At 42.9% G+C, this 22286-nt stretch carries 25 protein-coding genes and 2 riboswitches; of the genes, 6 read left to right on the top strand and 19 right to left on the bottom strand.

The annotated features are described in order from the left end of the window. Positions 1-31 precede the first annotated feature (31 nt). A complete protein-coding gene (locus ACZ43M_RS12345; RefSeq protein WP_464508014.1) occupies positions 32-1669 on the top strand; it encodes a ribonuclease J in 1638 nt (545 codons plus the stop codon). A 95-nt stretch (positions 1670-1764) separates the two neighbouring features. Here the strand turns inward: ACZ43M_RS12345 and ACZ43M_RS12340 are convergent, their stop codons facing one another. Next, positions 1765-2619, bottom strand: coding sequence for a gamma-glutamylcyclotransferase (locus tag ACZ43M_RS12340; RefSeq protein WP_464507702.1), 855 nt, complete (start codon positions 2617-2619; stop codon positions 1765-1767). Positions 2620-2833: 214 nt separating this feature from the next. After that, entirely contained in the window at positions 2834-3334 is a 501-nt protein-coding gene (locus ACZ43M_RS12335; RefSeq protein WP_464507701.1) for a Rieske 2Fe-2S domain-containing protein, read from the bottom strand. Positions 3335-3469: 135 nt separating this feature from the next. Here ACZ43M_RS12335 and ACZ43M_RS12330 point away from each other — a divergent pair, with 135 nt between their 5' ends. Continuing rightward, positions 3470-4531 (top strand): AbrB family transcriptional regulator, encoded by a 1062-nt coding sequence (locus ACZ43M_RS12330; protein ID WP_464507700.1) that lies wholly within the window; start codon positions 3470-3472, stop codon positions 4529-4531. A 31-nt stretch (positions 4532-4562) separates the two neighbouring features. On the opposite strand, the gene ACZ43M_RS12325 is transcribed toward ACZ43M_RS12330, so the two are convergent. Further along, positions 4563-5558, bottom strand: coding sequence for a hypothetical protein (locus tag ACZ43M_RS12325; RefSeq protein WP_464507699.1), 996 nt, complete (start codon positions 5556-5558; stop codon positions 4563-4565). A 291-nt stretch (positions 5559-5849) separates the two neighbouring features. On the opposite strand from ACZ43M_RS12325, the gene ACZ43M_RS12320 reads away from it, so the two are divergent. Continuing rightward, on the top strand, positions 5850-6047 hold the full coding sequence (locus ACZ43M_RS12320; protein WP_464507698.1) for a hypothetical protein: 198 nt from the start codon (positions 5850-5852) through the stop codon (positions 6045-6047). A gap of 56 nt (positions 6048-6103) precedes the next feature. On the opposite strand, the gene ACZ43M_RS12315 is transcribed toward ACZ43M_RS12320, so the two are convergent. The 3 genes from ACZ43M_RS12315 to ACZ43M_RS12305 all read right to left on the bottom strand — a co-directional run bounded on the left by ACZ43M_RS12315 (position 6104) and on the right by ACZ43M_RS12305 (position 9215). After that, positions 6104-7057, bottom strand: a complete 954-nt coding sequence (locus ACZ43M_RS12315; RefSeq protein ID WP_464507697.1) for a glycosyltransferase — start codon at positions 7055-7057, stop codon at positions 6104-6106. A gap of 200 nt (positions 7058-7257) precedes the next feature. Continuing rightward, positions 7258-8628, bottom strand: a complete 1371-nt coding sequence (locus ACZ43M_RS12310) for an MATE family efflux transporter (RefSeq protein ID WP_464507696.1) — start codon at positions 8626-8628, stop codon at positions 7258-7260. Positions 8629-8768: 140 nt separating this feature from the next. Then, positions 8769-9215, bottom strand: a complete 447-nt coding sequence (locus tag ACZ43M_RS12305; protein WP_464507695.1) for a hypothetical protein — start codon at positions 9213-9215, stop codon at positions 8769-8771. Positions 9216-9402: 187 nt separating this feature from the next. Here ACZ43M_RS12305 and ACZ43M_RS12300 point away from each other — a divergent pair, with 187 nt between their 5' ends. After that, entirely contained in the window at positions 9403-9681 is a 279-nt protein-coding gene (locus ACZ43M_RS12300; RefSeq protein WP_464507694.1) for a hypothetical protein, read from the top strand. Positions 9682-9713: 32 nt separating this feature from the next. Here the strand turns inward: ACZ43M_RS12300 and ACZ43M_RS12295 are convergent, their stop codons facing one another. Next, entirely contained in the window at positions 9714-10496 is a 783-nt protein-coding gene (locus ACZ43M_RS12295) for a hypothetical protein (RefSeq protein WP_464507693.1), read from the bottom strand. A gap of 162 nt (positions 10497-10658) precedes the next feature. On the opposite strand from ACZ43M_RS12295, the gene ACZ43M_RS12290 reads away from it, so the two are divergent. After that, complete coding sequence (locus ACZ43M_RS12290; RefSeq protein WP_464507692.1) at positions 10659-11897, top strand: MFS transporter; 1239 nt, start codon at positions 10659-10661, stop codon at positions 11895-11897. Positions 11898-12045: 148 nt separating this feature from the next. Further along, a complete protein-coding gene (locus ACZ43M_RS12285) occupies positions 12046-12777 on the top strand; it encodes a protein-glutamine gamma-glutamyltransferase (RefSeq protein WP_464507691.1) in 732 nt (243 codons plus the stop codon). A 137-nt stretch (positions 12778-12914) separates the two neighbouring features. On the opposite strand, the gene ACZ43M_RS12280 is transcribed toward ACZ43M_RS12285, so the two are convergent. The 12 genes from ACZ43M_RS12280 to galU all read right to left on the bottom strand — a co-directional run bounded on the left by ACZ43M_RS12280 (position 12915) and on the right by galU (position 22220). Next, the gene (locus ACZ43M_RS12280) at positions 12915-13910 is read right to left on the bottom strand and encodes an ABC transporter substrate-binding protein (protein WP_464507690.1); all 996 of its coding nucleotides are present in this window, start codon (positions 13908-13910) and stop codon (positions 12915-12917) included. A 23-nt stretch (positions 13911-13933) separates the two neighbouring features. After that, positions 13934-14698 (bottom strand): ABC transporter permease, encoded by a 765-nt coding sequence (locus ACZ43M_RS12275; RefSeq protein WP_464508013.1) that lies wholly within the window; start codon positions 14696-14698, stop codon positions 13934-13936. Beyond that, positions 14688-15425, bottom strand: a complete 738-nt coding sequence (locus ACZ43M_RS12270; protein WP_464507689.1) for an ABC transporter ATP-binding protein — start codon at positions 15423-15425, stop codon at positions 14688-14690. The genes ACZ43M_RS12275 and ACZ43M_RS12270 overlap by 11 nt, the downstream gene beginning before the upstream one ends. A gap of 189 nt (positions 15426-15614) precedes the next feature. Further along, positions 15615-15720: riboswitch (TPP riboswitch) on the bottom strand. Between the two features lie 6 nt (positions 15721-15726). Further along, entirely contained in the window at positions 15727-16230 is a 504-nt protein-coding gene (gene thiW / locus ACZ43M_RS12265; protein ID WP_464507688.1) for an energy coupling factor transporter S component ThiW, read from the bottom strand. Then, positions 16223-16876 carry a thiamine phosphate synthase gene (gene thiE / locus ACZ43M_RS12260; protein WP_464507687.1) on the bottom strand — a complete coding sequence of 218 codons (654 nt, stop codon included), beginning with the start codon at positions 16874-16876 and terminating at the stop codon, positions 16223-16225. The genes thiW and thiE overlap by 8 nt, the downstream gene beginning before the upstream one ends. Beyond that, positions 16873-17685 (bottom strand): bifunctional hydroxymethylpyrimidine kinase/phosphomethylpyrimidine kinase, encoded by an 813-nt coding sequence (thiD, locus tag ACZ43M_RS12255; RefSeq protein ID WP_464507686.1) that lies wholly within the window; start codon positions 17683-17685, stop codon positions 16873-16875. Before thiD ends, thiE begins: the two co-directional genes overlap by 4 nt. Then, positions 17682-18500 carry a hydroxyethylthiazole kinase gene (gene thiM, locus ACZ43M_RS12250; protein ID WP_464507685.1) on the bottom strand — a complete coding sequence of 273 codons (819 nt, stop codon included), beginning with the start codon at positions 18498-18500 and terminating at the stop codon, positions 17682-17684. The genes thiD and thiM overlap by 4 nt, the downstream gene beginning before the upstream one ends. 78 nt (positions 18501-18578) lie before the next feature. Further along, positions 18579-18689: riboswitch (TPP riboswitch) on the bottom strand. A 99-nt stretch (positions 18690-18788) separates the two neighbouring features. Beyond that, positions 18789-19763, bottom strand: coding sequence for a M20/M25/M40 family metallo-hydrolase (locus ACZ43M_RS12245; protein ID WP_464507684.1), 975 nt, complete (start codon positions 19761-19763; stop codon positions 18789-18791). Between the two features lie 116 nt (positions 19764-19879). After that, positions 19880-20626 carry a hypothetical protein gene (locus ACZ43M_RS12240; protein ID WP_464507683.1) on the bottom strand — a complete coding sequence of 249 codons (747 nt, stop codon included), beginning with the start codon at positions 20624-20626 and terminating at the stop codon, positions 19880-19882. 23 nt (positions 20627-20649) lie between these two features. Beyond that, positions 20650-20847 (bottom strand): hypothetical protein, encoded by a 198-nt coding sequence (locus tag ACZ43M_RS12235; protein ID WP_464507682.1) that lies wholly within the window; start codon positions 20845-20847, stop codon positions 20650-20652. A 132-nt stretch (positions 20848-20979) separates the two neighbouring features. Beyond that, on the bottom strand, positions 20980-21219 hold the full coding sequence (locus tag ACZ43M_RS12230) for a glutaredoxin family protein (protein WP_464507681.1): 240 nt from the start codon (positions 21217-21219) through the stop codon (positions 20980-20982). A gap of 113 nt (positions 21220-21332) precedes the next feature. Further along, positions 21333-22220: a UTP--glucose-1-phosphate uridylyltransferase GalU gene (gene galU, locus ACZ43M_RS12225; protein ID WP_464507680.1), complete on the bottom strand. Its 888-nt coding sequence runs from the start codon at positions 22218-22220 to the stop codon at positions 21333-21335. Between the last annotated feature and the right edge of the window lie 66 nt (positions 22221-22286).

Below are 22286 nucleotides of genomic sequence, written 5' to 3'. Positions count from 1 at the left end.
AAACAAAGTGAAAACTTTATCTATTTATGCAATGGGCGGGATTAATGAGATTGGAAAAAACATGTTTGTCCTACAATATGATGACGACATTGTCATTGTGGACTGCGGAGGCATGTTTCCTGATGAAAGTTTGCTTGGCATTGATTTAATTATCCCTGACATGTCCTATTTGGAAGAGAATCGGGAGAAAATCCAGGCGTTAATCGTGACACACGGTCACGAGGACCATATTGGCGGGGTCCCTTATTTTTTAAAAAAAATAAATGTACCGATTTATGCCACCCGGTTTACCCTTGGATTAATTGAATTAAAGCTGGATGAGCATCGGCTTGGACGAGATACCAAGTTAGTGACAATTGACGGGAATTCACAGTTGGAGTTTGGAAAAATTAAAGTTTCGTTTTTCAGGGTTAGTCATAGTATTCCAGATTGCCTGGGGATTGTATTTGATACGCCGGAAGGGAGAGTGGTCCATACCGGTGATTTCAAGTTTGATTTAACTCCGGAGAATAACCAATATTCCGATATTCATAAAATGGCAAACATCGGTCAGGAAGGCGTGCTGGCTTTGATTTCAGAGAGTACAAATGCGGAGCGGAAGGGTTTGACGCCTTCAGAGCAAATGGTAGGCGACCATCTTTATGAGGCATTCATGAAGGCGGATGGGAAGGTTTTTGTATCGACCTTTGCTTCCAATGTCAATCGTGTCCAACAAGTAGTAGAAGCGTGTATGAAGACGGGACGAAAATTGGCGTTGCTTGGCCGAAGCATGGTGAATGTCGTTGATGTGGCAATGGAGCGCGGCTATTTGCTGGTTCCAGAGGGGATGTTGATTGAGGTAAGCGAGATTGAAAGTTTTGCACCCGAAAAGGTGGCCATTCTTTGTACTGGCAGTCAGGGGGAACCAAATGCAGCCCTTGCACGGCTTGCAGCCGGCAATTACCGGGACGCCACGATTTATCCAGGGGATACCGTTATTATGGCCGCTTCACCAATCCCTGGGAATGAAAAAGATGTTTCCCGGATTATCGACAACCTGTTCCAGCTTGGGGCACGTGTCATTTATGGGTCTGGCAGTACAACTGGTATGCACGTTTCAGGCCATGGCTATCAGGAAGATTTGAAGTTAATGCTGACTTTACTAAAGCCGACTTACTTCGTTCCGATCCACGGCGAATACCGGATGCTGCATCATCATCGGATGTTAGCCGAAGCGGTCGGAGTCGAGAAGGGAAATACGTTTATTATCCGGAACGGGGATGTCGTGGACATCGAAAATGGGGTGGCACGGCAGACTCGTTCCGTACCCGCAGGTGACACGTATGTGGACGGGATAAGCGTCGGTGATGTCGGTGAGGTCGTCCTGCGTGACCGGAAACAGCTTTCTGAGGATGGCATGGTCGTGATTGTTTTAACATTGAGTAAGCGGGATCATCGAATTATTCAGGGGCCCGACACCATTACGCGCGGGTTTGTGTATGTGAAGGATTCTGAGGATCTTTTGCGGCAGATTAACCGCCTTGTGAAAGAAACAGTAAATGACCTGCAAGATGAGAATGTCCGCCAGTGGAATGTGATCAAAAATAGCATAAGGAAAGCTGTCGGAAAATATCTATTTGCCAATACAAAAAGAAAACCGATGATCTTGCCGGTTATTATTGAGATTTAACATGATTGGGATGTGGTTCTCCGTGACCGGTAACCTTTAACGGTCACGGAGAACCTCTATACGTGCTCAAGCCACACCCCCTGTTATCTATAAAATTACTTTTCCAGCTTTTCAACATGCTTTTTCAAATGTGTTAAATAGGCATCACTTAGGAAACCTGTCCCGCCGCGAATGATCTCCTCGAGATAATGGTCCGGCGGGGCTGTTTCCTGATCCTTTGACACCACAATAAAGGTCAGAACATCTTTTACCAACTCACCATTCACGGTTACATTCACCAATGCAGGACGATACACCTGGGAGCGCACTCCCTCCCGTTTATATAAATAGGTCAAACACTCTCGTGGAACATCATACACCTTTCCTTCGACAACGCCTTCCTCTTCGACAATGTCCGCGCGCCCGCCGTCAGGATAGCTTTTTGTAAAACGAAGCTTGTAACCCTCCAGCACACCTACTCCAATCACTTTTTGAAAATAATGGTCAACGGCGGCAAGCTTAAACCGGGCATCATCCAAACAGCTGCCATATGCATAATACATCACATTGCCCTGCAGTTTTTCAAACTGGTAAACCCGCCAATCACCATATGGAATCGGGGTCTTGAGCATGCTTTGATTATGAGCTGCAATGGTGTAAACAAAAGCTTCGGTTTTGCCGCAATCATAATAAATAATTTGCTTCTTCCTGTCGTATAGATTATCCGCAGCCCCTTCCCTGCAGCCTTCCAACTCGTCCAACAAGCGCAGCTGTTCATCCGAAACTAGGTATATTTCTCCGAACACATTTCCATTTTCCGAGTCTTTCAAGGCAGGATAACCGAGTCCAGTGTCGTACATTTCACCATTTGTCCATGCCTGCTCGGCCACAAGTTCCGCACCCAGCAGCAACCGGTGATTATGTTCATTCCGTCTTAATGTTCCGTATACAAATACATAATTTTTAATCATTTTAATATCCCTCCCTCATATAACCATCATACCAAACTTCTGATGACACCCCTGTTATTAAAACTGAAAAATTATATCTGCGAAAAAATAGGATATATCTGCGAAAATTCAATTATATCTGCGAAAAATCAAATATATCCGCGAATCGCCAACCACAATAATTTTTCCTGCAAAAAAATCGAACCAACAATCCCGCCTGGTTCGATTTACATCATTACACCTTATTAGGGATTGTTCTTCCCAAATAAAGGTCGCCATTTTTCACCTTAAACTCGTATAAATCCAAAGGTTTCAGCGGTGGAGTCCCTTTTACATTCTTCCCGCTCTTTTGGTACAACCCCCCGTGACACTGGCAGAAGAATTTATTGGCATGGTCCCCTTCATCATACCAGCTTACGGTACAGCCGAGGTGCTTGCATACTGGCGACAGGGCGACAATCTTGTCATTCTTGTCCTTATAAATCCAAGCCGTGTAAGGAAAGTCATCTTCATACCAGCCATCAATCTGATGGACCTTATAGACAAACTTTTTGGGTGTGGTCGTTAGTTTGTCCACACGGGTTACAGCCACCATATCGTCCTCTGATTTTGCCTGGAGCACCGGGTCAATGGCGAAGCGCAGCATCGGCATTAGTGTGCCTGCAGCCATAAACCCGCCTACCCCAGTCAGGGTATACGTTAAAAATTGCCTTCTTGTCACATTTTTCTTCTCCAATTGAAGCACTCCAATCTACTAATCTATAAAGATATGTATTTCCATAATATAGAAATAGACGAATACACTCCGAAAATTGTTTCAAAATGGTACAATAAAAAAGCTATTATTCTTTTTAGATTGAAGGTTACATGTATGGTCAAACGATTTCTCATAACACTTATTGCCTCCCTCATCGGAGGTCTAATTTTTCAAACAATCGGTACACCCATCCCATGGCTGCTTGGTCCAATGACCGCCGTTTTCATCTGTTCAAGATTCGTAAAAACCGCCCTTTATTGGCCAACCTGGATTAGGGATGCAGGGTTAATTATCGTCGGCTACTCCATTGGCCTTTCTTTTACAAAAGCGGCCTTTTTTCAAATTGCAGCAGGACTGCCGATGATGCTGTTGATGACCGTTACCCTGATTTTATTTTGCGCCGGAATTGCTATTATCGTATCTAAGTTAACGGGCGTGGACTATCCGACGGTGCTAACCGGGAGTATTCCGGGAGGTCTTTCGCAAATGATTACATTTGCAGAGGAAATGAAAGGGATTGATATCACTACGGTGACGTTCCTACAAGTGGCCAGGTTGATGATGATTATTTTTTTCGTTCCGTTTCTGATATTTGGGCCGTTTTTTCATAATGCTGCCACTACTCAAGAGGTTCCGGTTCTTTCCGGCCAGGCTTTGCATACAACCATACCAAATTTCCTGTTATTTGCCGTACTTTGCGTGGCTGCGGCCTTCCTTGCCAAAAAAATCAAATCACCAACACCCTATTTACTTGGACCCATCTTGATTACGGCTATCCTGACAATTGGTGGTGTACATGGCCCAAGCTTGCACCCATCAATTTTAGATCTTTCGCAATTTATGATTGGCAGTCATATCGGGCTATTATTAAAACCTGAAAAATTGCAGCATAAGGCCAGGATCATAACCCTTGCCTTGATTAGCGGATTAACGATGATAGCAGGCTCCTTAGGCTTATGCTATTTTCTTGTGTTTTACGAACAAATCACGCCCTCGACCAGCTTCTTAAGCGTGGCTCCAGGCGGCATGGACCAAATGGCGATCATGGCCCATGAGATTAATGCAGATTTATCGATGGTTACCGGCTACCAGCTTTTTCGGCTGTTTTTCATTTATTTTGCGGTTCCGCCTTTTCTGAGATGGTTTTTTATCATCCGAAAAAGACAAAAAGCGTAGAACCTTTACTGGTTTTACGCTTTTTTTAAAGTTAATTCACCATCGGCGTTTCATTGGTCTGGCGCCATTCTCTTACAAAAAGGGAGAATTTGCTCATATCCATCAGATTAATCAGCATTTGGTATTTCATCGAATATTTCATGACCAAGTAGCCGATTAACGAGAAATCCTGGTCCTCTCCTCCTGCCAAATCGATCGCAAATAAAAAGTTCATAAGCGCCGATAACCATTCAGACATTTTCATCAGCGGTTCCTTGTCTGATTTGGCGATTCCCCTGTATCTCACCTGTGTGAAACTGCCCGCGGCAAAGGTTTGGAAATGATCATTTAAGCGTGTGGACTCATTTCCGTAAACATTTAGTTTAACCTCATTTTTTTTACCAAAAGTTTCGAGAGAGGAAATTAGCGGAGCAAATACCGGTGTTTTCGCCAGGGAGGCAGCTTTTTTGGATGGCAGGTTATTATTAAGTACTAATGTACTTACCAATTCATCGAAATTAATCACTCGTTCTGAAAAAAGGTGAGCAAACATGGACTTCTCATTTAACAGTTTTTGCCGGAAAGACCTAAACAACACCTTTAATTTTTGCTTGTCAGGACTCTTCATAAGTCGAAGAAACTCGTCTATCTCTTCTGGGCATTTTTTCACCAGCATGTCAGCAAAATGGATAATGTTTTTTTCATTAATGGCCAGGTTCAGTTTATGTAGCACTGGTGTTTTAATACAGTCATTCAGCATTGAGCCCAATTTGGCGGAAGCAACAAATTGTTGATCATTGATGGAGGTAATTGGAATACAACCCATCTCGAGCATTTGAATAATGAATTGCTTGAGCAGCTTTCTTCCTTTTCGATTTTGCAGTAGATTATCTTCATTAAGCTCCTGAACTGAATTACCAAGTGAGTTTCGAAGGATGCCAGTCAACGAGTGTGGTACAATCCAGCCGCATACCACATGCAAGCCATCATTAACTTCCTTCAAACTCTGTACCTGATGTTCATTTACGTAAACATTGCATTTTCCCATAGTCCATCCACAACCTTTCATATATTTTGAAAAAATAATTTAAGGTTGCTTCCACTAAAAACAGTATTTCACTGTTTATTTTACCCAACCACAATTTGACCCTATAAGTGACAATAGTTGGTATTTTATGAGTGCTTAAATAACTATTTTGCTTTTTATCAGTATGATGAAGGCAGGAAATGGTTTCATGAAAATAATGTCTAATTTTGATAGAAAATAACGATGGACTATTTTTAAAAGCCTGTTATAATGCAATATAGAATTACATCACACATTATAAAGGTGGGCACTATGGGGAACACTTGTAGGTATGTTGTCAATGCTCTTGGTAAGGGTGGGGAAACATATTATACACAATGCAAAGACAAACATGAATTACGAAAATGGATCAGCGATAACCAAGAAAAGCTTATTATGAATGAATTGATCATTACTGATAAAAATCAAAATCCATTATTAAAATTGCTAGGTTTGAAAAAGCTTTTTTAATTGAAAATGAAGACGCCAGATTAATAGAATGGCGTCTTTCTTAGTTTCATAGGTTGTTATTCTAAATAAAATAATTGGTTGATCCAATCTGGAATGGTATTTTTTATCGTAAAGTTTTCGTTCACGTACTCATGGCAGGATTTCGCGATTTCTTTCAATTGTTTTCGATTTTGAGTGATTTCATTTATTTTTGTAATATATTCAATTGGATGATTGCTTTCCATAATAAACTCGTGTGCGGACGGATGCGTCACAGCTTTAACGTATCCTATGTTGCTTGAGAGAACGGGAACCCCACAAGCATACGCTTCAAGCGCGGTGGCAGGTCCGCCTTCATTATTGCCAGTGATAAGAAGCAAATCAAGGGAGTTATAAAAATCTGGCATCTTCTCCGGGGAAACGTACGATTTCATGGTTGCCTCTTTAAAAGCAATATTTGGCATGTGATGTTTGCAAATTTCGACAATCGGCAAATACGCCGTATAATAATTTTTGCACATTTTTTCGGTGTCTCCGACCCAGCCAATGACAAAGTCATCGGGATTGTTTTCAACGTCCATCGGTTTGAATTGATCACTATCCACGAATTGCTTTATATATTTTACGTTCGTGCTTGGCGAAATGTTTTTAATTAATTGGGCAAGGTTAGGATTAATGGCTCCAATCGATTTTATTTTGCTGACATAGTCTTTTATAAAATCATAATCATAAATCGGATCATCCATCCACTCACGGTACGATTGTTGATTTTTCATAAAATAATAATAGGAAACCGCTGCCGAACTATCCACTCTCACCCCGTTAGACATCAAAATTCGGGCAATCCCTAAGCATAGTGTTGATATTACATCATAGTTCTCATTAAAGTAATCAGCGCCGTATTGTTGTAGCTGCTGAAAAAATTCTTCCTGCGACATAATCTCCAATTCGGGGTAATGCTGCTTAATTATTCGGGCATGTTTCCCCAAGACCCACCAGTCCACATCGTACACCAATAAATCCTTTTTCATATTCTTAGCCCTTTCCTCCACCATATCCTCATCTTACATACATATGAAATCCAGCGAAAATTGGAACATGTATTAAAAATGCGGGCTCCAAAAAAGAAGACGCCATTCGCGCGAATAGCGTCCTCTTGTCCAGTGTCCACCTGAGACGGACAAAATCGGTGTTTTGTCCACGGATGGTGACTGACACCTCCCTTACCCCCCTACCCTACTTCTTTCATCTCCACAGTGACGAATTTTTTCTGTTGGATGTAGATGAGTCTTAGGGTTAGGGCGATGCCTGCTGCGAGCAGGCCGATGGTAAGGCCGATCCAGTAGCCTCTTGCGCCTAGTTCTGTGAAGTGGGCCAGTAAGTATCCAGCTGGCAGGCAGATGAGCCAGTAGGCGACCAAGGTCATGATAAAGGCAAGGTTAACGTCTTTGTAGCCCCTCAGAGCCGACTGGGCGGTTGCCTGTATGGCGTCTGAGATTTGGAAAAATAGCGCAAAGATTAAGAAGTTTGCCGTCAGACTAATGACAGCATCTTCATTGGAATAAAATCCGGCAACCTCATAGCGGAAAAAGACCACCAATAGTCCAGTCACAATTGCACTTATTACAGCAAGAGCGATGCCAAGCCAGCTATAGGCGCGCGCATCTTTATAACGGCGGGCTCCAACCTCATAGCCAACCAATACCGTCTGGGCCATTGATATACTGATTGGAATCATGTATAAAAACGAGACGATATTTAACGCCGATTGATAAGCAGCGACTGTTGTTACGTTAAATTTGCTGATCAGGATGGTCACGCAGGCAAACATACTCGTTTCAAAGAAAGAAGACAACCCCATCGGCACACCAATTTTAAGGATCTCCTTGCATTTTTGCCAAGATATTTTCGTGGGATTGGCAAATACCGGAAAAGCCGAGAATGGTGCCTGTGTTTTAACAATAAAAATGGTCATGGTTAAAATGACCCAATAAGTGATGGAGGTTGCGTATCCCGCACCAGCACCGCCAAGCTCCGGCACCCCCCACTTTCCAAAGATAAACACATAGTTTAACAGGAAATTCACCGGAAGTGACGAAATCATGATTACCATAACCACACGGGTCCGCCCGAGTGCGTAAATAAATGAACGCAATACATTAAATAAAAACAACGGCAAAATTCCAAAGCTAAGGCCAGTGAGATAGCCAAAAGCGGTCTCTTGAACTTTTGCAGGCAGGTTCATTTTATCCAGTATCGGTTCCAATAAAAAGAATCCAGAAATGATGATGAGCACTGTTATAATGACTGAGAGAAATACCCCATGCTTAACAATCGAGGACACTTCATCACTTTTCTTTTCCCCGAAGTATTGGGCACAAATCGGTGACACAGCCAGTAGTATTCCTCCAAAGCCTATAAAAATCGGACTCCAAATCGAGGAGCCAATTGCAACCCCGGCCAGAGCAGAGGAATTAAATTTCCCTGACATAATCGTGTTGAAAAATACCATTGAAAACATGCCAAGCTGTGTAATAAGGATGGGAATCAACAAAACTAAGATTTGCTTTGTTTTTTCCTTTAGGGTAAAAGTTTGATTCATAATTGCATGCTCCTCTAAAATTTAACAACTCCAAATCAATATTATATCTTAAACCACCTCTTTTTGGTGCAACAAATAAAAAAAGCAGGATCAACTCCCGCTTTTCTTTATGAACAGACCTGTTCATTTTATTAAGATCCTCAACCTGGTCTCGGTGTGAACGTTCCATGTCCATGGTGATAGCCATGTCCCGGATAGTAGCCGCCGTGGCCGTGGTGATAGCCGTGCCCCGGATAATAGCTGCCGTGACCGTGGTGGTAACCATGTCCCGGATATTGGCCGCCATGCCCATGATGATAATCGTGACCAGGATTATGGCCGCCATGGCCGTGGTGATAATCATATCCTGGATAATGGCCGTCGCCCAAGCCCATTCCTGGGTTGCCCATACTCGGTAAACCCATGCCACCCATACCTGGGTAGCCCATCGTTGGTGACCCCATACCTGGAAGCCCTGTTGGCATTCCCATCATCGGACCACCACCCATGCCTGGGTAGCCCATGGCTGGAGACCCCATACCTGGAAGCCCTGTTGGCATTCCCATCATCGGACCGCCGCCCATGCCAAATGTCCCTTGTTGGTTCATATCTCTTCTCCTCCTCAAATTTAGTACAAAATAGTGTATGTGTTAATTGGCAATTCGGGATAGGTATTTGCCCAATATCATGAACCTAGAGGAAAAGAGGAGCTGATTATCCTTTACAATACAGTGATTTCCATCACCTCCAGACTGTTGACCATTTTTTTATAATAATGATAAAGGGGATGTGGAGATGGAAAAACAATTATCAGACTTATCATGTTTTGCGGAATATCATCACAGGCAAGTCGTCCTGAATTATTACCGAGATGAAGATTTCCTGTGGAAACGTGATGGCTTTCACTTTGAATATGTTCAATTTGCTGAAGGAAAGCTGGTTTTATTAGTGAAAGGCGGATACATAACGTCTGTAGATTTAGGAGATTTTGAGAGTGTTGTACTCAATACTGATTTTCCTAATTATTATATATGCCGGAAGGGCTCAGACCGGTTGGAGATTTATTTTCCATAAGCATGAAAAAATGGGACTCCTACGAGCCCCATTTACTTTTTAACGATTTTTGAAGGATTATTGATTTTGTATAATACTGGTTCCTCGATGACGAATTCGTCTGGTGCATCCTTCCCCTTCCCCAGTTTCTTCGCCGCGACTTTTCCATCGAATTCCATTTCGTCTCCCGGCGCAAGTTCAAACTTTTTCAAGGTTTTGCTGTGGCTGCACCAGGCAAGACCCAATTGGAGCGGCTGCTCCTGAACAATTTGGACATTCTCCAGAACCACGACTTCATCATTTTCTTCATTAAAAGGGTTGTACGTTAGCGCAAACTGCTTGACTGTGGCGGTAAAATGAACCTTATCTGCCGGCAGCACCAGCTTAGGCGCTTTTTCTTTCTTCGGCTTCGTTTCTTTAGGTTTCGTCACCTTTGGTGATGCTGGTTCAGGTTTAACTGTTTTTAACGGTTTCGGTTCTACAGCTGCTGTTTCCCCTTTATCTTCCTTGACGTCAGAATCCTCATCTGCCCCTTTTTCCTCCAGCGGCACCAAGCTTTCCTTGCCAAAGCTTGCTGATTGCATTTCCTTTAAATAGGCTGGGTGGATTAAACTAACTTTGCCATCTTCAAATTCAATCACCAAGGTATTGTATTCACCGGTTATTCCGTAACTTTCATAGCCTTTAATGGTTACAAGGGACTGAAAGCTGCGATCCTTATACCAGAACTCCTTTTTGGCAATTGGGAGCCCCCATTCCTTTAATTTTTCTTTAAAATGGTTGTCATCCAGAAAGGTTACGTAGTCTCCTTTGGGCTGTATGTATTGGACTGCCATTTCTTCACGTCCTTCCACTTTCTTAGTGGTTTCATTATAGCACGTCTCAAAGAAAGACCCTAGAAGAGAAGTCACTAATAAAAATTCACAAAAAATATTTAGTGCACCGAATAAGTTTGGCTGTATAATAGCTTTGTATATTAAAAGAAAATGGAGAGGCCCATGCGTACTTACAATGAAAAAATCAGTATCTATCATGGAATGGTGTCAACCGTTGCCGCGAATCTTACAAGTAACTATTATCCAATTTTCGCCATAACCATCCTTGGAGCAACCAATTATCAGGTTGGCTTGATTAGCTCCCTTCCGCCATTGATTGCTTTAATTATGACCATTCCGGCGGCGATTATATTAAACCGGCTGGACCAGCAAAAGAAAACGGTAGCGATGAATGTGTTATGGGGAAGGCTTATGTTTTTGCTCCTCGCCGGGGTGGTTTTCCTGCAATCGTCATTTCAGGCTTGGACTTTCTTAATCATCGTCGCATTAATGAACATCCCTGGCACGATTTCAAATGTCGGCTGGCAAACGCTGATTAGCGGGATGATTGCCGATGAACGGAGGGGCGCTTTTTTCAGTGACCGAAACCGGCTGTTAACGATCGTTGGAATGATTACGATGCTCATTATCGGTATTGTCATGAAAAATGAGTCACACCATTCCGTAGCCTATCAAATATTGTTCGGCTTAGCGTTTGCTTTCGGACTACTCGAGGTATATTTCTTGATGAAGCATAAAGAAATAGTCGTCCCGAAAGCTGATAAAGAGCAGCGGAACGCCTCGATGGATTGGTCCATTTTTAAAGATCATGGTTATAAATGGTTCCTCATTGCGGCATTAACCTTTAACTTTACCTGGCAGATGGCGTGGGGGCTATTTAACATTTACAACGTCAAATATGCCCATGCCACGATTCTGTGGATTAGCATCTTTTCCGTGGCCAACCAATTGGTGCAGATTTTTTCTTACCCCTTATGGAAAAAGTGGGCCGACCAAAAGTCAAATACTTTAATGCTCGTATGGGTCGCATTTGGAATGGCAACAGCACCATTTCTAAACGCCTTGTCTACGAATCTTTATTATTTGACCTTCGTCAGCATGACGTCCGGCTTCTTTGTATCCGGCACCATGCTGCTGTTATTCAATTTGTTGCTGGAGCAATCACCGAAGGAAAAAAGAACCTATTGTATTACCACCTACAACGTGCTTCTGTCCTTCGTCGCCTTTGTCGCTCCGCAAATCGGCATCTGGCTGCTTGAACTAACCGGAATGATCCCCGCTCTGAACATCAGCACCGTCATGAGACTCTTAAGTGCATTCGTTTTCTTGCTTATGTACCTGAAATTCATGAAAAGAAACAATCCTTCCATGGTGTCAGGCACCAGCCGTGGACAAATATAGCTTTTTGTCCACCCCACGTGGACAATTGCCTTGATATTTTTAAACATTTGCCAGGGTTTCCCCTGGTTTTTTTCTTTTTCCATTTATCTATATTTATGGATCATTGCTCATATTTTTAATGAGGAAGAGATTGGAGGGGGAATTTCTTTTGATTAGGATTAATAACCAAACCGTCAAACCCGGAACACTGATTAAGGAGATTACGAATGCCGAACAAAAAAATATCGTTAAACAAATGGATTCCTATAAGGAAGTCTATTCATACCTAACACTAGATCAATTAAAGTTTGAACTGGAATTTAGATCCAATACGCTGCGCGCGGCAAGAGAACTGAATAAGAGCGGGATTAAATTTACCACATTTTCATACGCCTTTTGCAATAAAAAATATTGGGACCGTCTGAGTAACGGTGGTTTCCTATTAAAGCCGAATGTCAGTCCCTCTGTCGGAATACTCGATATTCTGAAAAACGGTACCCTTTATGCTACGGAGTGTTCTACGGGGATTGCGATTTCCCTTTATATTGCAACCCTGTATACTATCGGCACCAGAAGATTTGATTTGCTATTCAACCGCCTGTACTTAATGGATTGGCAATTCGACGAGGACCTGCCAGTATTAACCTTTTATCGTGACGACTTTCTCCCTGGTGATGTCCTGCATTTCAACAATCCGGACTTCAGCCCGAAAGAACCGCATTGGCGTGCCGAAAACGTCATCTACTTTGGCGGCGACCAATACTACGGCCACGGTGTCGGCATCCAAAGCGCCCAAACCATCATCGACTTCCTAAACAAAAAACGAAGAGAAAATCCGAAAATATCAGCCTACCTTATGACCATGATATCCAGACCGTATTATCTATCATTCCTGCGGTGATAAAATGCTTAACGGTGTCAGGCACCATTTGCGATATACCAATAGAAATATCACGGGACGCACTGTCCTCCCCTCGCGCACAAATGTCCTCGAGTGGTGCCTGACACCAATACAGACCTATACAAGGTAACAATGTATTAAAAGTTGATAAACAGTTCCTCGGGCTCTACATTTCTGTTGATTATTTTGGTTTGTTTGAGCCAATGGGCTACTGTTTTCCATGTTTCGGCGTCTTGGTGGCCGAAGGGATATTCGCCTGCGTCCATGAGCGGCAGCAGTATCTCTAAACTTTTCCTTTCGATTTCTTTGTCAAGTGGAGAGGATTGGTTTTCCTGCCGCAAAAGGATGTCCAAGCCTTCATTAGGATGCTCCACCACATATTGTTGCCCTTTGGTGATTGCAGTAATAAACTTCTTAAACACCTCTTTCTTGGCCGCCAGACTCTTATCATTCCCTACCATCACCAATTCATAATAATCTGGGACCCCGTATTCAGCCGGATTTATGGTTACCACCGGGTGACCTTCTTTTTCCAACAGCAGCTTCTCGTGATTGATAAAGCCGCCAATTAACGCATCCGTTTTCTTGGTTGCCAGTGCCGGAATCAAGTCCCAGCCAACATCCACCATTTTCACCTTTTGCTCGTCTCCGCCATCGGTCTCCACCATCGTTTGAATAATCGCTTCATCTAATGGAATCGATGGATATCCTACAGTTTTCCCTGCTAAATCTTTAGGAGACTGAATGGAGCTATCGCCCGGGACCATAACTTGATTCAACGGGTGACGTACCAAAGCTGCGAACGACTTGACAGGAATCCCCGCCACACGGGCAACCACTACCTGAGGCTGATAGCTGATGGCCATATCCACCTTGCCAGCTGCCACCAATTTCAAAGGATCATTCGTATCAGCTGGCATTCTAATCTCCACATCCAGTCCTTGTTCTTTAAAATACCCTTTCTCCTTGGCTGCATAAAGAAATGAGTGTACAGCATTCGGATACCAATCCAGCATGATACTTAGTTTTTGGGGTTTATCCACTTCCCCTGAAGACTTAGGCAACTCCCCTTTTCCACACCCGCTTGTAAATACAATTAGTAGACATAATACTATTATTAATCTCCATTTCATTTCAACGCACGACCTTTCATCAACTAGCGAAAATGTTTCAATAACTGTTTTTCTATCAAACTAACAACCAAGAACAATACTATTCCCATTAACGAAAGCAGGAAAATCGATGCGAATACGGCATCTGCCTGCAAATTACTCGACATCCTTCTGCTAAAATAACCCAAGCCTTCACTGGCACCAAGCCATTCGCCGATCGTCGCCCCGACAACGCAGTAGACAACAGACATTTTTAACCCTGATAGTATCGAAGGCAATGCCAAAGGCAGCTGTACTTTTTTGAAAATCATCCAACGGCCGGCACCCATTGTCATCAGCAACTCTCGATATTCAGTTCCTCCTGCCTTCAGCCCGTCATATGTATTTACGACTATTGGAAAAAAAGCAATCAGGAACGTCACCCCCACTTTACTCCAAATACTATAGCCAAACCACATGATAAAAAGAGGTGACAGCGCAATTAATGGCACTGTTTGCGAGATAACTAGAAACGGGTAAAGAACTTTCTCAAGAAAGCGGGAAAAGTACATTCCAACTCCCAATAAAAGGCCAGCCCCAAGTGAAAGACCAAACCCGAGCAAAACCTCGTTTAAGGTCGCTGGTAAATGTTCCAGCAATAGGATCCTGCTGTTTTCCACCAATGAAGTCCAAATTGCTAGTGGGCCTGGTAAAATAAAATCCGGAACCACTCCTTTTGTCGCAATCCACTGCCATAGACAGGTCATCAATAAAACTGCTAGGAAAAATAAACCGTATTCTGCACTCCATTTTTTCAAATTAACCTTCATCATAAAGCAGCCTCTCAAGTTCTTTTCTCATTTCCATAAACTCTGCCTGGTAAATAGAGTCTGTATTTCTTGGCCTTGGCAGGTTTACCGCAAACTCCTGTAATTTTCCGTCCCTAAGGATGTAAATCCGATCGCTTAACAGGATTGCCTCCTCCAGGTCATGCGTAATGAACAACACCGTATTCTGCAATTCCTCCCACATTCCCAATAGCCAGGCGTGCATGTTTCGTTTCGTCAAAGAGTCAAGGGCGCCAAACGGTTCGTCTAATAACAATAGCTCCTTTCCGGTCATGATGGTTCTTAAAAAAGCAACCCGCTGCCGCATTCCGCCAGAGAGTTCATGAGGATACGCCTGCTCAAATTGTGAAAGCCCAAAGCGGGTTAACCAATCGCGAATGACTAGGGCGGAAGCATGCTTATCTTTTTTCGAAATCCGGACAGGCAGCATGACATTATCAAAAACTGTACTCCATGGTAAAAGCAGGTCATTTTGCGGCATATATCCAGCCTTTCCCAATCTGCTCCCAGATCCAACGCCATCTATGGTGATTTCTCCCTTACAAGGCTCTTTTAAACCAGTAATCAATTTAAATAGCGTACTTTTACCAGAACCGCTTGGGCCGATAACCGAAACAAATTCTCCCTTCTTAACACTTAAGGTAAGCTGTTGAAAAATTGCCACAAGGCCTGGGTCAAATGAAAAAGTTAATTCTTTTATAGATAACATCGTGGAACCAGACAGGCCAATCGCCTCCTTGATTAAATAGATAATTGCTAGAACATTTATAGTTTACTGCTAGCAATCTGCTGATTTCCCAATAGCTCCCCACATATAGGCTTTGTGAAATCTTCGTTTAATTAGCTCTTTTTAAAAATAAAAAACCCGCTCACCAATAACAAAAGGAATGAGCAGGTAAACAAATCTCCTCCACTTCCCTCCGCTGGCCTTACCCAGATCAGGTTCAAAGGGTTCGAAGCATACGCTTCATCTCAAGCCAAGATGGCTTCCCCCAGTGTGACTTTCTATTTTAAATATTCACCTTAGCATCAGGCGAAACCACCTTCTTTCGCAAAAATACAGTTAAGATGACAAACCCGAGCAATGCCCCGGCAAAAGAACTAAAGATAAACAACGGAATAAATCCAAACAGCGTTGCTTTTTGTCCAAGAATTAGCGCTGCAATTGGATAGGAAAGGAGTGCCCCAAGAATACCTGTTCCTACTACCTCTCCGAAAAAAGCAAAATATATTTTTCTTGTTTTTGAGAATAACAGTGCCGCCAAGTAAGCCCCGACCATACTGCCCGGAAAAGCAAATAATGATCCGGTTCCCATCAGGTTCCGGAGCAGGGAAACACAAAAGGCTTGGGCTACCGCGTAATAAGGTCCCAATAGGACTGCAGACAGCACATTTAAAAAATGCTGCATCGGAAAAACTTTAGTAAATCCAATTGGAATAGCCACAAGGTTGCTGGATAATGTACCGATGGCAATCATCATCGCCGTCAGCGTCAATTTATGAGTTTTATTCACAGGTCAGTTCCCCCTTCACACTTCTGGCTAACGCTTTCGCAGCCTCTAAATGCGACTGGGCATGACTGATAGCGGTGATTACAGAAACCCCGTCCGCGCCTGCTTCCACAACAGAGGCCGCATTTTCTGCGTTAATTCCGCCAATCCCTACAATTGGAACCGTAAATCCTTCTTCACGTAATTCCTGAATCAACCTTGTCCCTTGAACTTCCTTTGCATCAAGTTTGGTTTTAGTTTGGAATACTGGACCTATTCCAAAATAATCGGCTCCATCCTTAATTGCTGTGGACGCCTCTTCCTTTGTATGTACGGAAACTCCGAGAATTTTATCACCAATTCGCTCCCTTACTTTTTCAACGGGATCATCTTCCTGACCGATGTGAACACCGTCTGCATCGAGCGCTAGCGCGAGGTCGATATCATCATTGACAATAAACGGGACACCATGTCGCCTGCATACGGTTTGCAGTTCCCTTGCCAAGCGAAATTTTTCTTCACCCTGAAGGGCATTTTCCCCTTTTTCCCGAAATTGAAAAAGCGTAATTCCGCCCTTAATGGCCTCCTCCAACACTTTACTTGGGTCCTTTAAACAATTGTTGCTTCCCATAATAAAATAAATTTTCAACGCATCCCGCAACTCTATCATGATTCCACCAACTCCATTTTTCTCTTTCGATAGGCCCAATGGTTGGTTGGCCCGTGGCCATGCCCAATCTCAATCCCATCCTCAATTGCCGCTTGAATAAACTCTTTGGCAACTTTAATAGCTTCATAGACTGAAGAACCCTTCGCCAGTTCTGCTGTAATGGCTGCAGAAAAAGTACAGCCGGTTCCGTGGGTATTTTTTGTATGTATCCGCCTGTTGGGAAAGCTATAAAACTCACGCCCATCAAACAATAAATCAACGGCTTCTGATTGATACTCCTCATGCCCGCCTTTAATCACAACATTTTTTACACCGAAATTAAAAAGACGTTTTGCTGCTTCTTGTTTATCATCAGAGGTTGCAATTTTCATTCCCGTCAGTACCTCGGCCTCTGGAATATTAGGTGTAATAACTCTAGCGAGGGGAAGGAGATCGATTTTCAACGCAATAATGGCAGCTTCTTGGAGCAGGGCTGCGCCGCCTTTAGCAATCATCACTGGGTCCACCACAACATTTTCCCATCCAAATTTCCTGAGGCCGCACGCTACCGCCTGAATAATTTCTGCATTAAACAGCATACCGGTTTTTACAGCATTAGTCCCCATATCCTCACCAATTGCCTTCATTTGCTGTTCGACCGCCTCTGCTGTTAACGGATATACACCGTGAACACCCAATGTGTTTTGTGCAGTAATGGCCGTTAGCGCCGACATTCCGAAAACCTCGAGCTCCTGAAAAGTCTTTAGGTCGGCTTGGATTCCTGCACCACCACCGCTGTCAGAACCCGCAATCGTTAAAGCTTTTTTCATAACAAACTCAACTCCCTTTTATATACTGCTTTTGTATGAATAGCTTCTAAGGAAACCAGTGACAGTTGATTTAAAAATTCAATCTGAAAACTGCCAGGGCCGCGTCCAGCTGTGATTTCCGCAGCCTTTTCCGCTGCAATCCCATAGACGGTTAATGCGGCGGCACTGGCCAACAGCAAATCCTGTTCAACCCCAGCAAACGCTCCAACAACTGATGTCAATAAACAGCCGGCTCCTGTTACTTTTGTTAACAGCGGGTGACCGTTGCCGACATGAAATGTTGTATCGCCATCGGTTATGACATCCTCTTTTCCAGTAATCGCCACAATGCAGTTCAGTTTCTTTGCCGCTGTAATTGCCAGTTCTGTAATATTCCCTTTCGCATCACCAGCATCAACACCCTTAATGTCCCACTCTTCACCAACAACATTGGCAATTTCAGCAGCGTTGCCTCGGATAATCGAAACCTTAACCTCGTTCATTATTTTTCTGGCACTTTCCGTTCGGAACCTGGTTGCTCCAGCACCCACTGGGTCAAAGATAACTGGAATACTCTTTTCATTTGCCGCTTTTCCAGCGAGAAGCATCGCCTCTACCGTATGCGAATTCAAAGTGCCTATATTCAGGACTAGCGCATTGGCAAGCTGTGCCATTTCCGCCACTTCTTCTGCTGCATAGGCCATCACCGGGGATGCGCCCAGTGCCAAGAGCCCATTGGCTGTGAAATTTGTGACAACCACATTGGTGATGTTGTGGACAAGCGGATTAACCTCTCTAACTTTTTGTAAAACCTCATAAACTCTTGTTTTTTCCAAATTGCTCTCTCCTTTTAAAAAAAATAAAAAAACCAGGTCCCAAAATTGGACCTGGCATAATTAGAGTGAGAAACCGTCATGGTTGTTGCTCTACTTTCCTACGCTGGTATTACCCAGATCAGGTCCAAAGGGTTAAAAACGTTCGCCGTATTCTCTCAGCCCAGCATCAGGGCACCCCTAGCAGTACACTTGTATGAAGTTAAGTTCAGAATAATCTACTAATCTATAAATGTAAAGAAAATTGCCCTAGATAAACGTCAAAATAGGGAAAAGTTACTATAACAATCCTTATTTTTCCTTTTTAATATCAATTAATAATTGTGTTAAAATCTCCGTGAAGTGCTCAAGATGCTCTTGCACTCTCCCTGGAAACTCCCTCTCAAGAAATTCTAAATTGTCATTTTTCGTATGCCAGATCTCACCGTGTTTAACGGTCTGGGTATAGCCATCCAAATCACCTAATTCCCAATTCGTCGCTTCAAGATAGCCAATTGGAATTCCGGCATCCTGGAATGGGGCATGGTCGCTCCAGTCCCCGGTGGTGCCCTCTGGATAATCAGGGTTAATCCCCGGATTTGTTTCTAGCGGAATATTTTTCTTATTGGCAATATCTAAGGCAAGGTCGCGAATCCACCCATCTTCACCCGGACTGCCATATACATAGATTTTGTCACCGGCAAGCAAGCTGTCGAGATTGATCATAACAATTGTTCTATCCTTTTCCTCTTGGGACATTTGGGAGACGTAATAATTGGAGCCCCTCAATCCCGCTTCCTCTGCACCAAAGAATACAATCTTGATATCGTAATGAAGGTTTCTTTTTTGTATGGCCTTTGCGGTCTCCAGGATAACGCCAACACTGGAGGCATTGTCATCCGCACCCTTTCCTACACTGACTGAATCATAGTGGGCTCCGATAATCACCTGTGGATTGCTTTTGAATTTATTGGACTGGCTGTATTTTGTGCCAATTATGTTAGCAGAATTTTTTGTCACACCTCTGCTTGTATAGGAAAATGGCTGTTTACTAGGTTGATAGCCTAGTTTTTCCAATTCATTCAAAATATAATCGCCAGCCTTGGCTTCGTTTTCAGTGCCGGCAACTCTAGGCCCTATTTTCTCGGTTAAGTAATAAACATGCTGATAGGCCTCTGTCCCCGCAACCGTTTTTTGGGCCTCTACCTTAACTGAAGAAACTGAAAAAATTCCCGAAACCAATAATGCAGTTGACATAACAATATTACGAATTAATTTTACACTCATATTTTTCCTCCCCTTTAATCCCAGTCATTTCCATGTTTATGCTTGTATTAAGGATGATATACGGGGTTAATTATAAGCAGGAAACTTCTACTTCTTTAACTATTTGTATAAAAGCGTTAATCCCCTGTTAACCTGCGAACCAAATCATTTTTAGCCAGCCTGGCCAGCACTTGTTCGTCTTCGTATTGGGCATTCTCTTCACAATAACCAAAGAGACTCCTTATCTCCTGCCATTTCAGCAAAGAAATCCCCTTTAAATTAAACAACTTTCCATCCCTATGTGGCAGGTTTACCGCCGCCAAATCCGGAGCGTTTCTATATTCCCCAATTAACCCAAAACCTTTAGGCGAATGCCTCTCATCAAGGATCAGCAGCGAAAAATAGAAATCCTTCCCTCCCGCATATTCTGTGCCAAGGTCAATATTACGAAGGATTTGATTTCTTGTACTATCATGAGTTGTGCCCATACTGACATCGCTCTTATATTTCACTTCAATAAACCAAACAAAATGGTCATTCTCCAACATGACATCAATCTCGGAATCACTCTCCCGAAGGCCCCATTCAACCGGCGGACTAAGCTTTTTCCATAATGATATTTTCATATTTTCAATGATATCGGTACGGTGGTCCTGGAATGTTTGCTGAAACAATAACGGCAGCCAAAGTTCTGGGTCAATTTTTTGCAGTGTTCGAAAAGCGTTCCAGGTCATTGCATCCTCACTGTTTATGCTCCGAATAGCTTCAAGCTTGGATGCCCTCATTTTTCGGAAGACACGATTGTACTTGTCGATGATAATATTATCCTTATAGCTGTCATAAATAAAGATACCGGATTTAGATAAAGTTCCTTTTCGATTCATAGAACACACCTCCATATGAAGATTTAATATAAATCAAACCCTGAACGGTAAGCAGCCAGTTTTAGTCCCAACTTCTGTCTCAGGTCCTTTAGCCATTTCGGATACTCCGGGGACTCCGGGATATCCACTGCCTGAAGCGGCAGGATTGTCTCCGCCAATAGACTTCGCCAATCTTGATCCACCGTATTCACAACATTTTCCATACTGCTAAGCTTCATCATTTTTGTTGCACCTCAACTCCCAATTTATAAGGTATTAATTCTTTAAAAGATTTACTTATCCCTTTAATTTCAATAAAAATAGCGTAAAAACCAAATAGTTTTACGCCATTTTTTCAATAGTTGCTTTATAAATTACTCCTTCGCAAATTCCATTAACTCTTTGAGTTCATTAGTAAACCCCTTCACCGCCCGATTTTCCACAACGGTAACTGGGACTCCAAGAAAACCATACTTTTCTACTTCGCTTTGATATCCAGGATTTTCAGTAAGGTTACGCGTTTCAAAGACAATCCCTTCATCCGTCAGAACTTTCTTTACCATCGTGCATTCAATACAGTCGTTAGTTGTATAAACAATGACGCGTTTGCTCATATTACTTCTCCCCAAATACTATTTTTCTAATATTATATCAAATTGAGGAAATAATGGTTTACTTAAGAGCTCTGACGGCCCTTCCGCCATCCGACAAAACCTACGAGAAATGTCTATTCCTGCGCTTTCCCGAGCAATAATCCGTTTAAATAGTCCATGACCGCCTGTTTGGTGTCCTCCCGCCCAAGGGCAATGTCGATTGTTGCTTTGATATAGCCAATTTTGTCGCCAATATCGTAGCGGGTGCCTTTGAAGTCACAAGCGATTATTTCCTGAGTTTTGTTTAGTTCGTTGATGGCATCGGTTAATTGCAGTTCGTTTCCTTTTCCGAGTGGGAGCTTTTCCAGTATTTCAAAGATTTCCGGCCGCAGTACATAACGCCCCATGATTGCCAAGTTCGACGGTGCTTCCTCAACTCGCGGTTTTTCAACCAGCGACTCTACATAATAAAGATTGTTCTCAACCAAATTCTCAGCTTTCAGCTTAATTATTCCGTATTTGTTTACATCCTCTTCAGGAACACTTTGTACGGCAATAACAGAGCTTTTCTCCCTTTCAAATACATCAATAAGCTGCTTCAAACACGGAGTTTCAGACAAAACGATGTCATCACCTAGCAAAACCGCGAAGGGATCGTTTCCAATAAAACTCTTTGCACAGAGGATAGCATGTCCGAGACCCAATGGCTCCTTTTGCCGGACATAATACAGCGTTACCATATTGGATATTTTCTGTACCTCAGACAATTCTACTAACTTATTCTTTTTTAATAGCGTTTCTTCCAGCTCGTAGGATTTATCAAAGTGGTCCTCAATTGACCTTTTTCCCCTGCCGGAAATCATGATAATCTCTTCGATTCCGGATGCCACTGCTTCTTCGACAATATATTGGATCGTTGGTTTATCAACAATTGGCAGCATTTCCTTCGGCTGTGCCTTTGTGGCTGGCAAAAACCGGGTACCAAGACCGGCGGCTGGAATAATGGCCTTTCGGATTTTCATCCACCTTTCTCCTTTCCAAATATCATTACTTTTTTATATGCAGTTGGACAATCTACGCCACGGTAT

This window comes from Neobacillus sp. B24 (assembly GCF_055381825.1).
Note: the sequence above shows the minus strand (reverse complement) of the source record. Positions and strands in the feature narration are given on the sequence as shown.

Coding starts and splice junctions, on each gene's coding strand:
- ACZ43M_RS12345 (WP_464508014.1), top strand. CDS start 32: ATGGGCGGGATTAATGAGATTGGAAAAAACATGTTTGTCCTACAATAT.
- ACZ43M_RS12340 (WP_464507702.1), bottom strand. CDS start 2,619: ATGATTAAAAATTATGTATTTGTATACGGAACATTAAGACGGAATGAA.
- ACZ43M_RS12330 (WP_464507700.1), top strand. CDS start 3,470: ATGGTCAAACGATTTCTCATAACACTTATTGCCTCCCTCATCGGAGGT.
- ACZ43M_RS12325 (WP_464507699.1), bottom strand. CDS start 5,558: ATGGGAAAATGCAATGTTTACGTAAATGAACATCAGGTACAGAGTTTG.
- ACZ43M_RS12320 (WP_464507698.1), top strand. CDS start 5,850: ATGGGGAACACTTGTAGGTATGTTGTCAATGCTCTTGGTAAGGGTGGG.
- ACZ43M_RS12315 (WP_464507697.1), bottom strand. CDS start 7,057: ATGAAAAAGGATTTATTGGTGTACGATGTGGACTGGTGGGTCTTGGGG.
- ACZ43M_RS12310 (WP_464507696.1), bottom strand. CDS start 8,628: ATGAATCAAACTTTTACCCTAAAGGAAAAAACAAAGCAAATCTTAGTT.
- ACZ43M_RS12305 (WP_464507695.1), bottom strand. CDS start 9,215: ATGAACCAACAAGGGACATTTGGCATGGGCGGCGGTCCGATGATGGGA.
- ACZ43M_RS12300 (WP_464507694.1), top strand. CDS start 9,403: ATGGAAAAACAATTATCAGACTTATCATGTTTTGCGGAATATCATCAC.
- ACZ43M_RS12295 (WP_464507693.1), bottom strand. CDS start 10,496: ATGGCAGTCCAATACATACAGCCCAAAGGAGACTACGTAACCTTTCTG.
- ACZ43M_RS12290 (WP_464507692.1), top strand. CDS start 10,659: ATGCGTACTTACAATGAAAAAATCAGTATCTATCATGGAATGGTGTCA.
- ACZ43M_RS12280 (WP_464507690.1), bottom strand. CDS start 13,910: ATGAAATGGAGATTAATAATAGTATTATGTCTACTAATTGTATTTACA.
- ACZ43M_RS12275 (WP_464508013.1), bottom strand. CDS start 14,698: ATGAAGGTTAATTTGAAAAAATGGAGTGCAGAATACGGTTTATTTTTC.
- ACZ43M_RS12270 (WP_464507689.1), bottom strand. CDS start 15,425: ATGTTATCTATAAAAGAATTAACTTTTTCATTTGACCCAGGCCTTGTG.
- thiE (WP_464507687.1), bottom strand. CDS start 16,876: ATGATAGAGTTGCGGGATGCGTTGAAAATTTATTTTATTATGGGAAGC.
- thiD (WP_464507686.1), bottom strand. CDS start 17,685: ATGAAAAAAGCTTTAACGATTGCGGGTTCTGACAGCGGTGGTGGTGCA.
- ACZ43M_RS12245 (WP_464507684.1), bottom strand. CDS start 19,763: ATGAGTGTAAAATTAATTCGTAATATTGTTATGTCAACTGCATTATTG.
- ACZ43M_RS12240 (WP_464507683.1), bottom strand. CDS start 20,626: ATGAATCGAAAAGGAACTTTATCTAAATCCGGTATCTTTATTTATGAC.
- ACZ43M_RS12235 (WP_464507682.1), bottom strand. CDS start 20,847: ATGATGAAGCTTAGCAGTATGGAAAATGTTGTGAATACGGTGGATCAA.
- ACZ43M_RS12230 (WP_464507681.1), bottom strand. CDS start 21,219: ATGAGCAAACGCGTCATTGTTTATACAACTAACGACTGTATTGAATGC.
- galU (WP_464507680.1), bottom strand. CDS start 22,220: ATGAAAATCCGAAAGGCCATTATTCCAGCCGCCGGTCTTGGTACCCGG.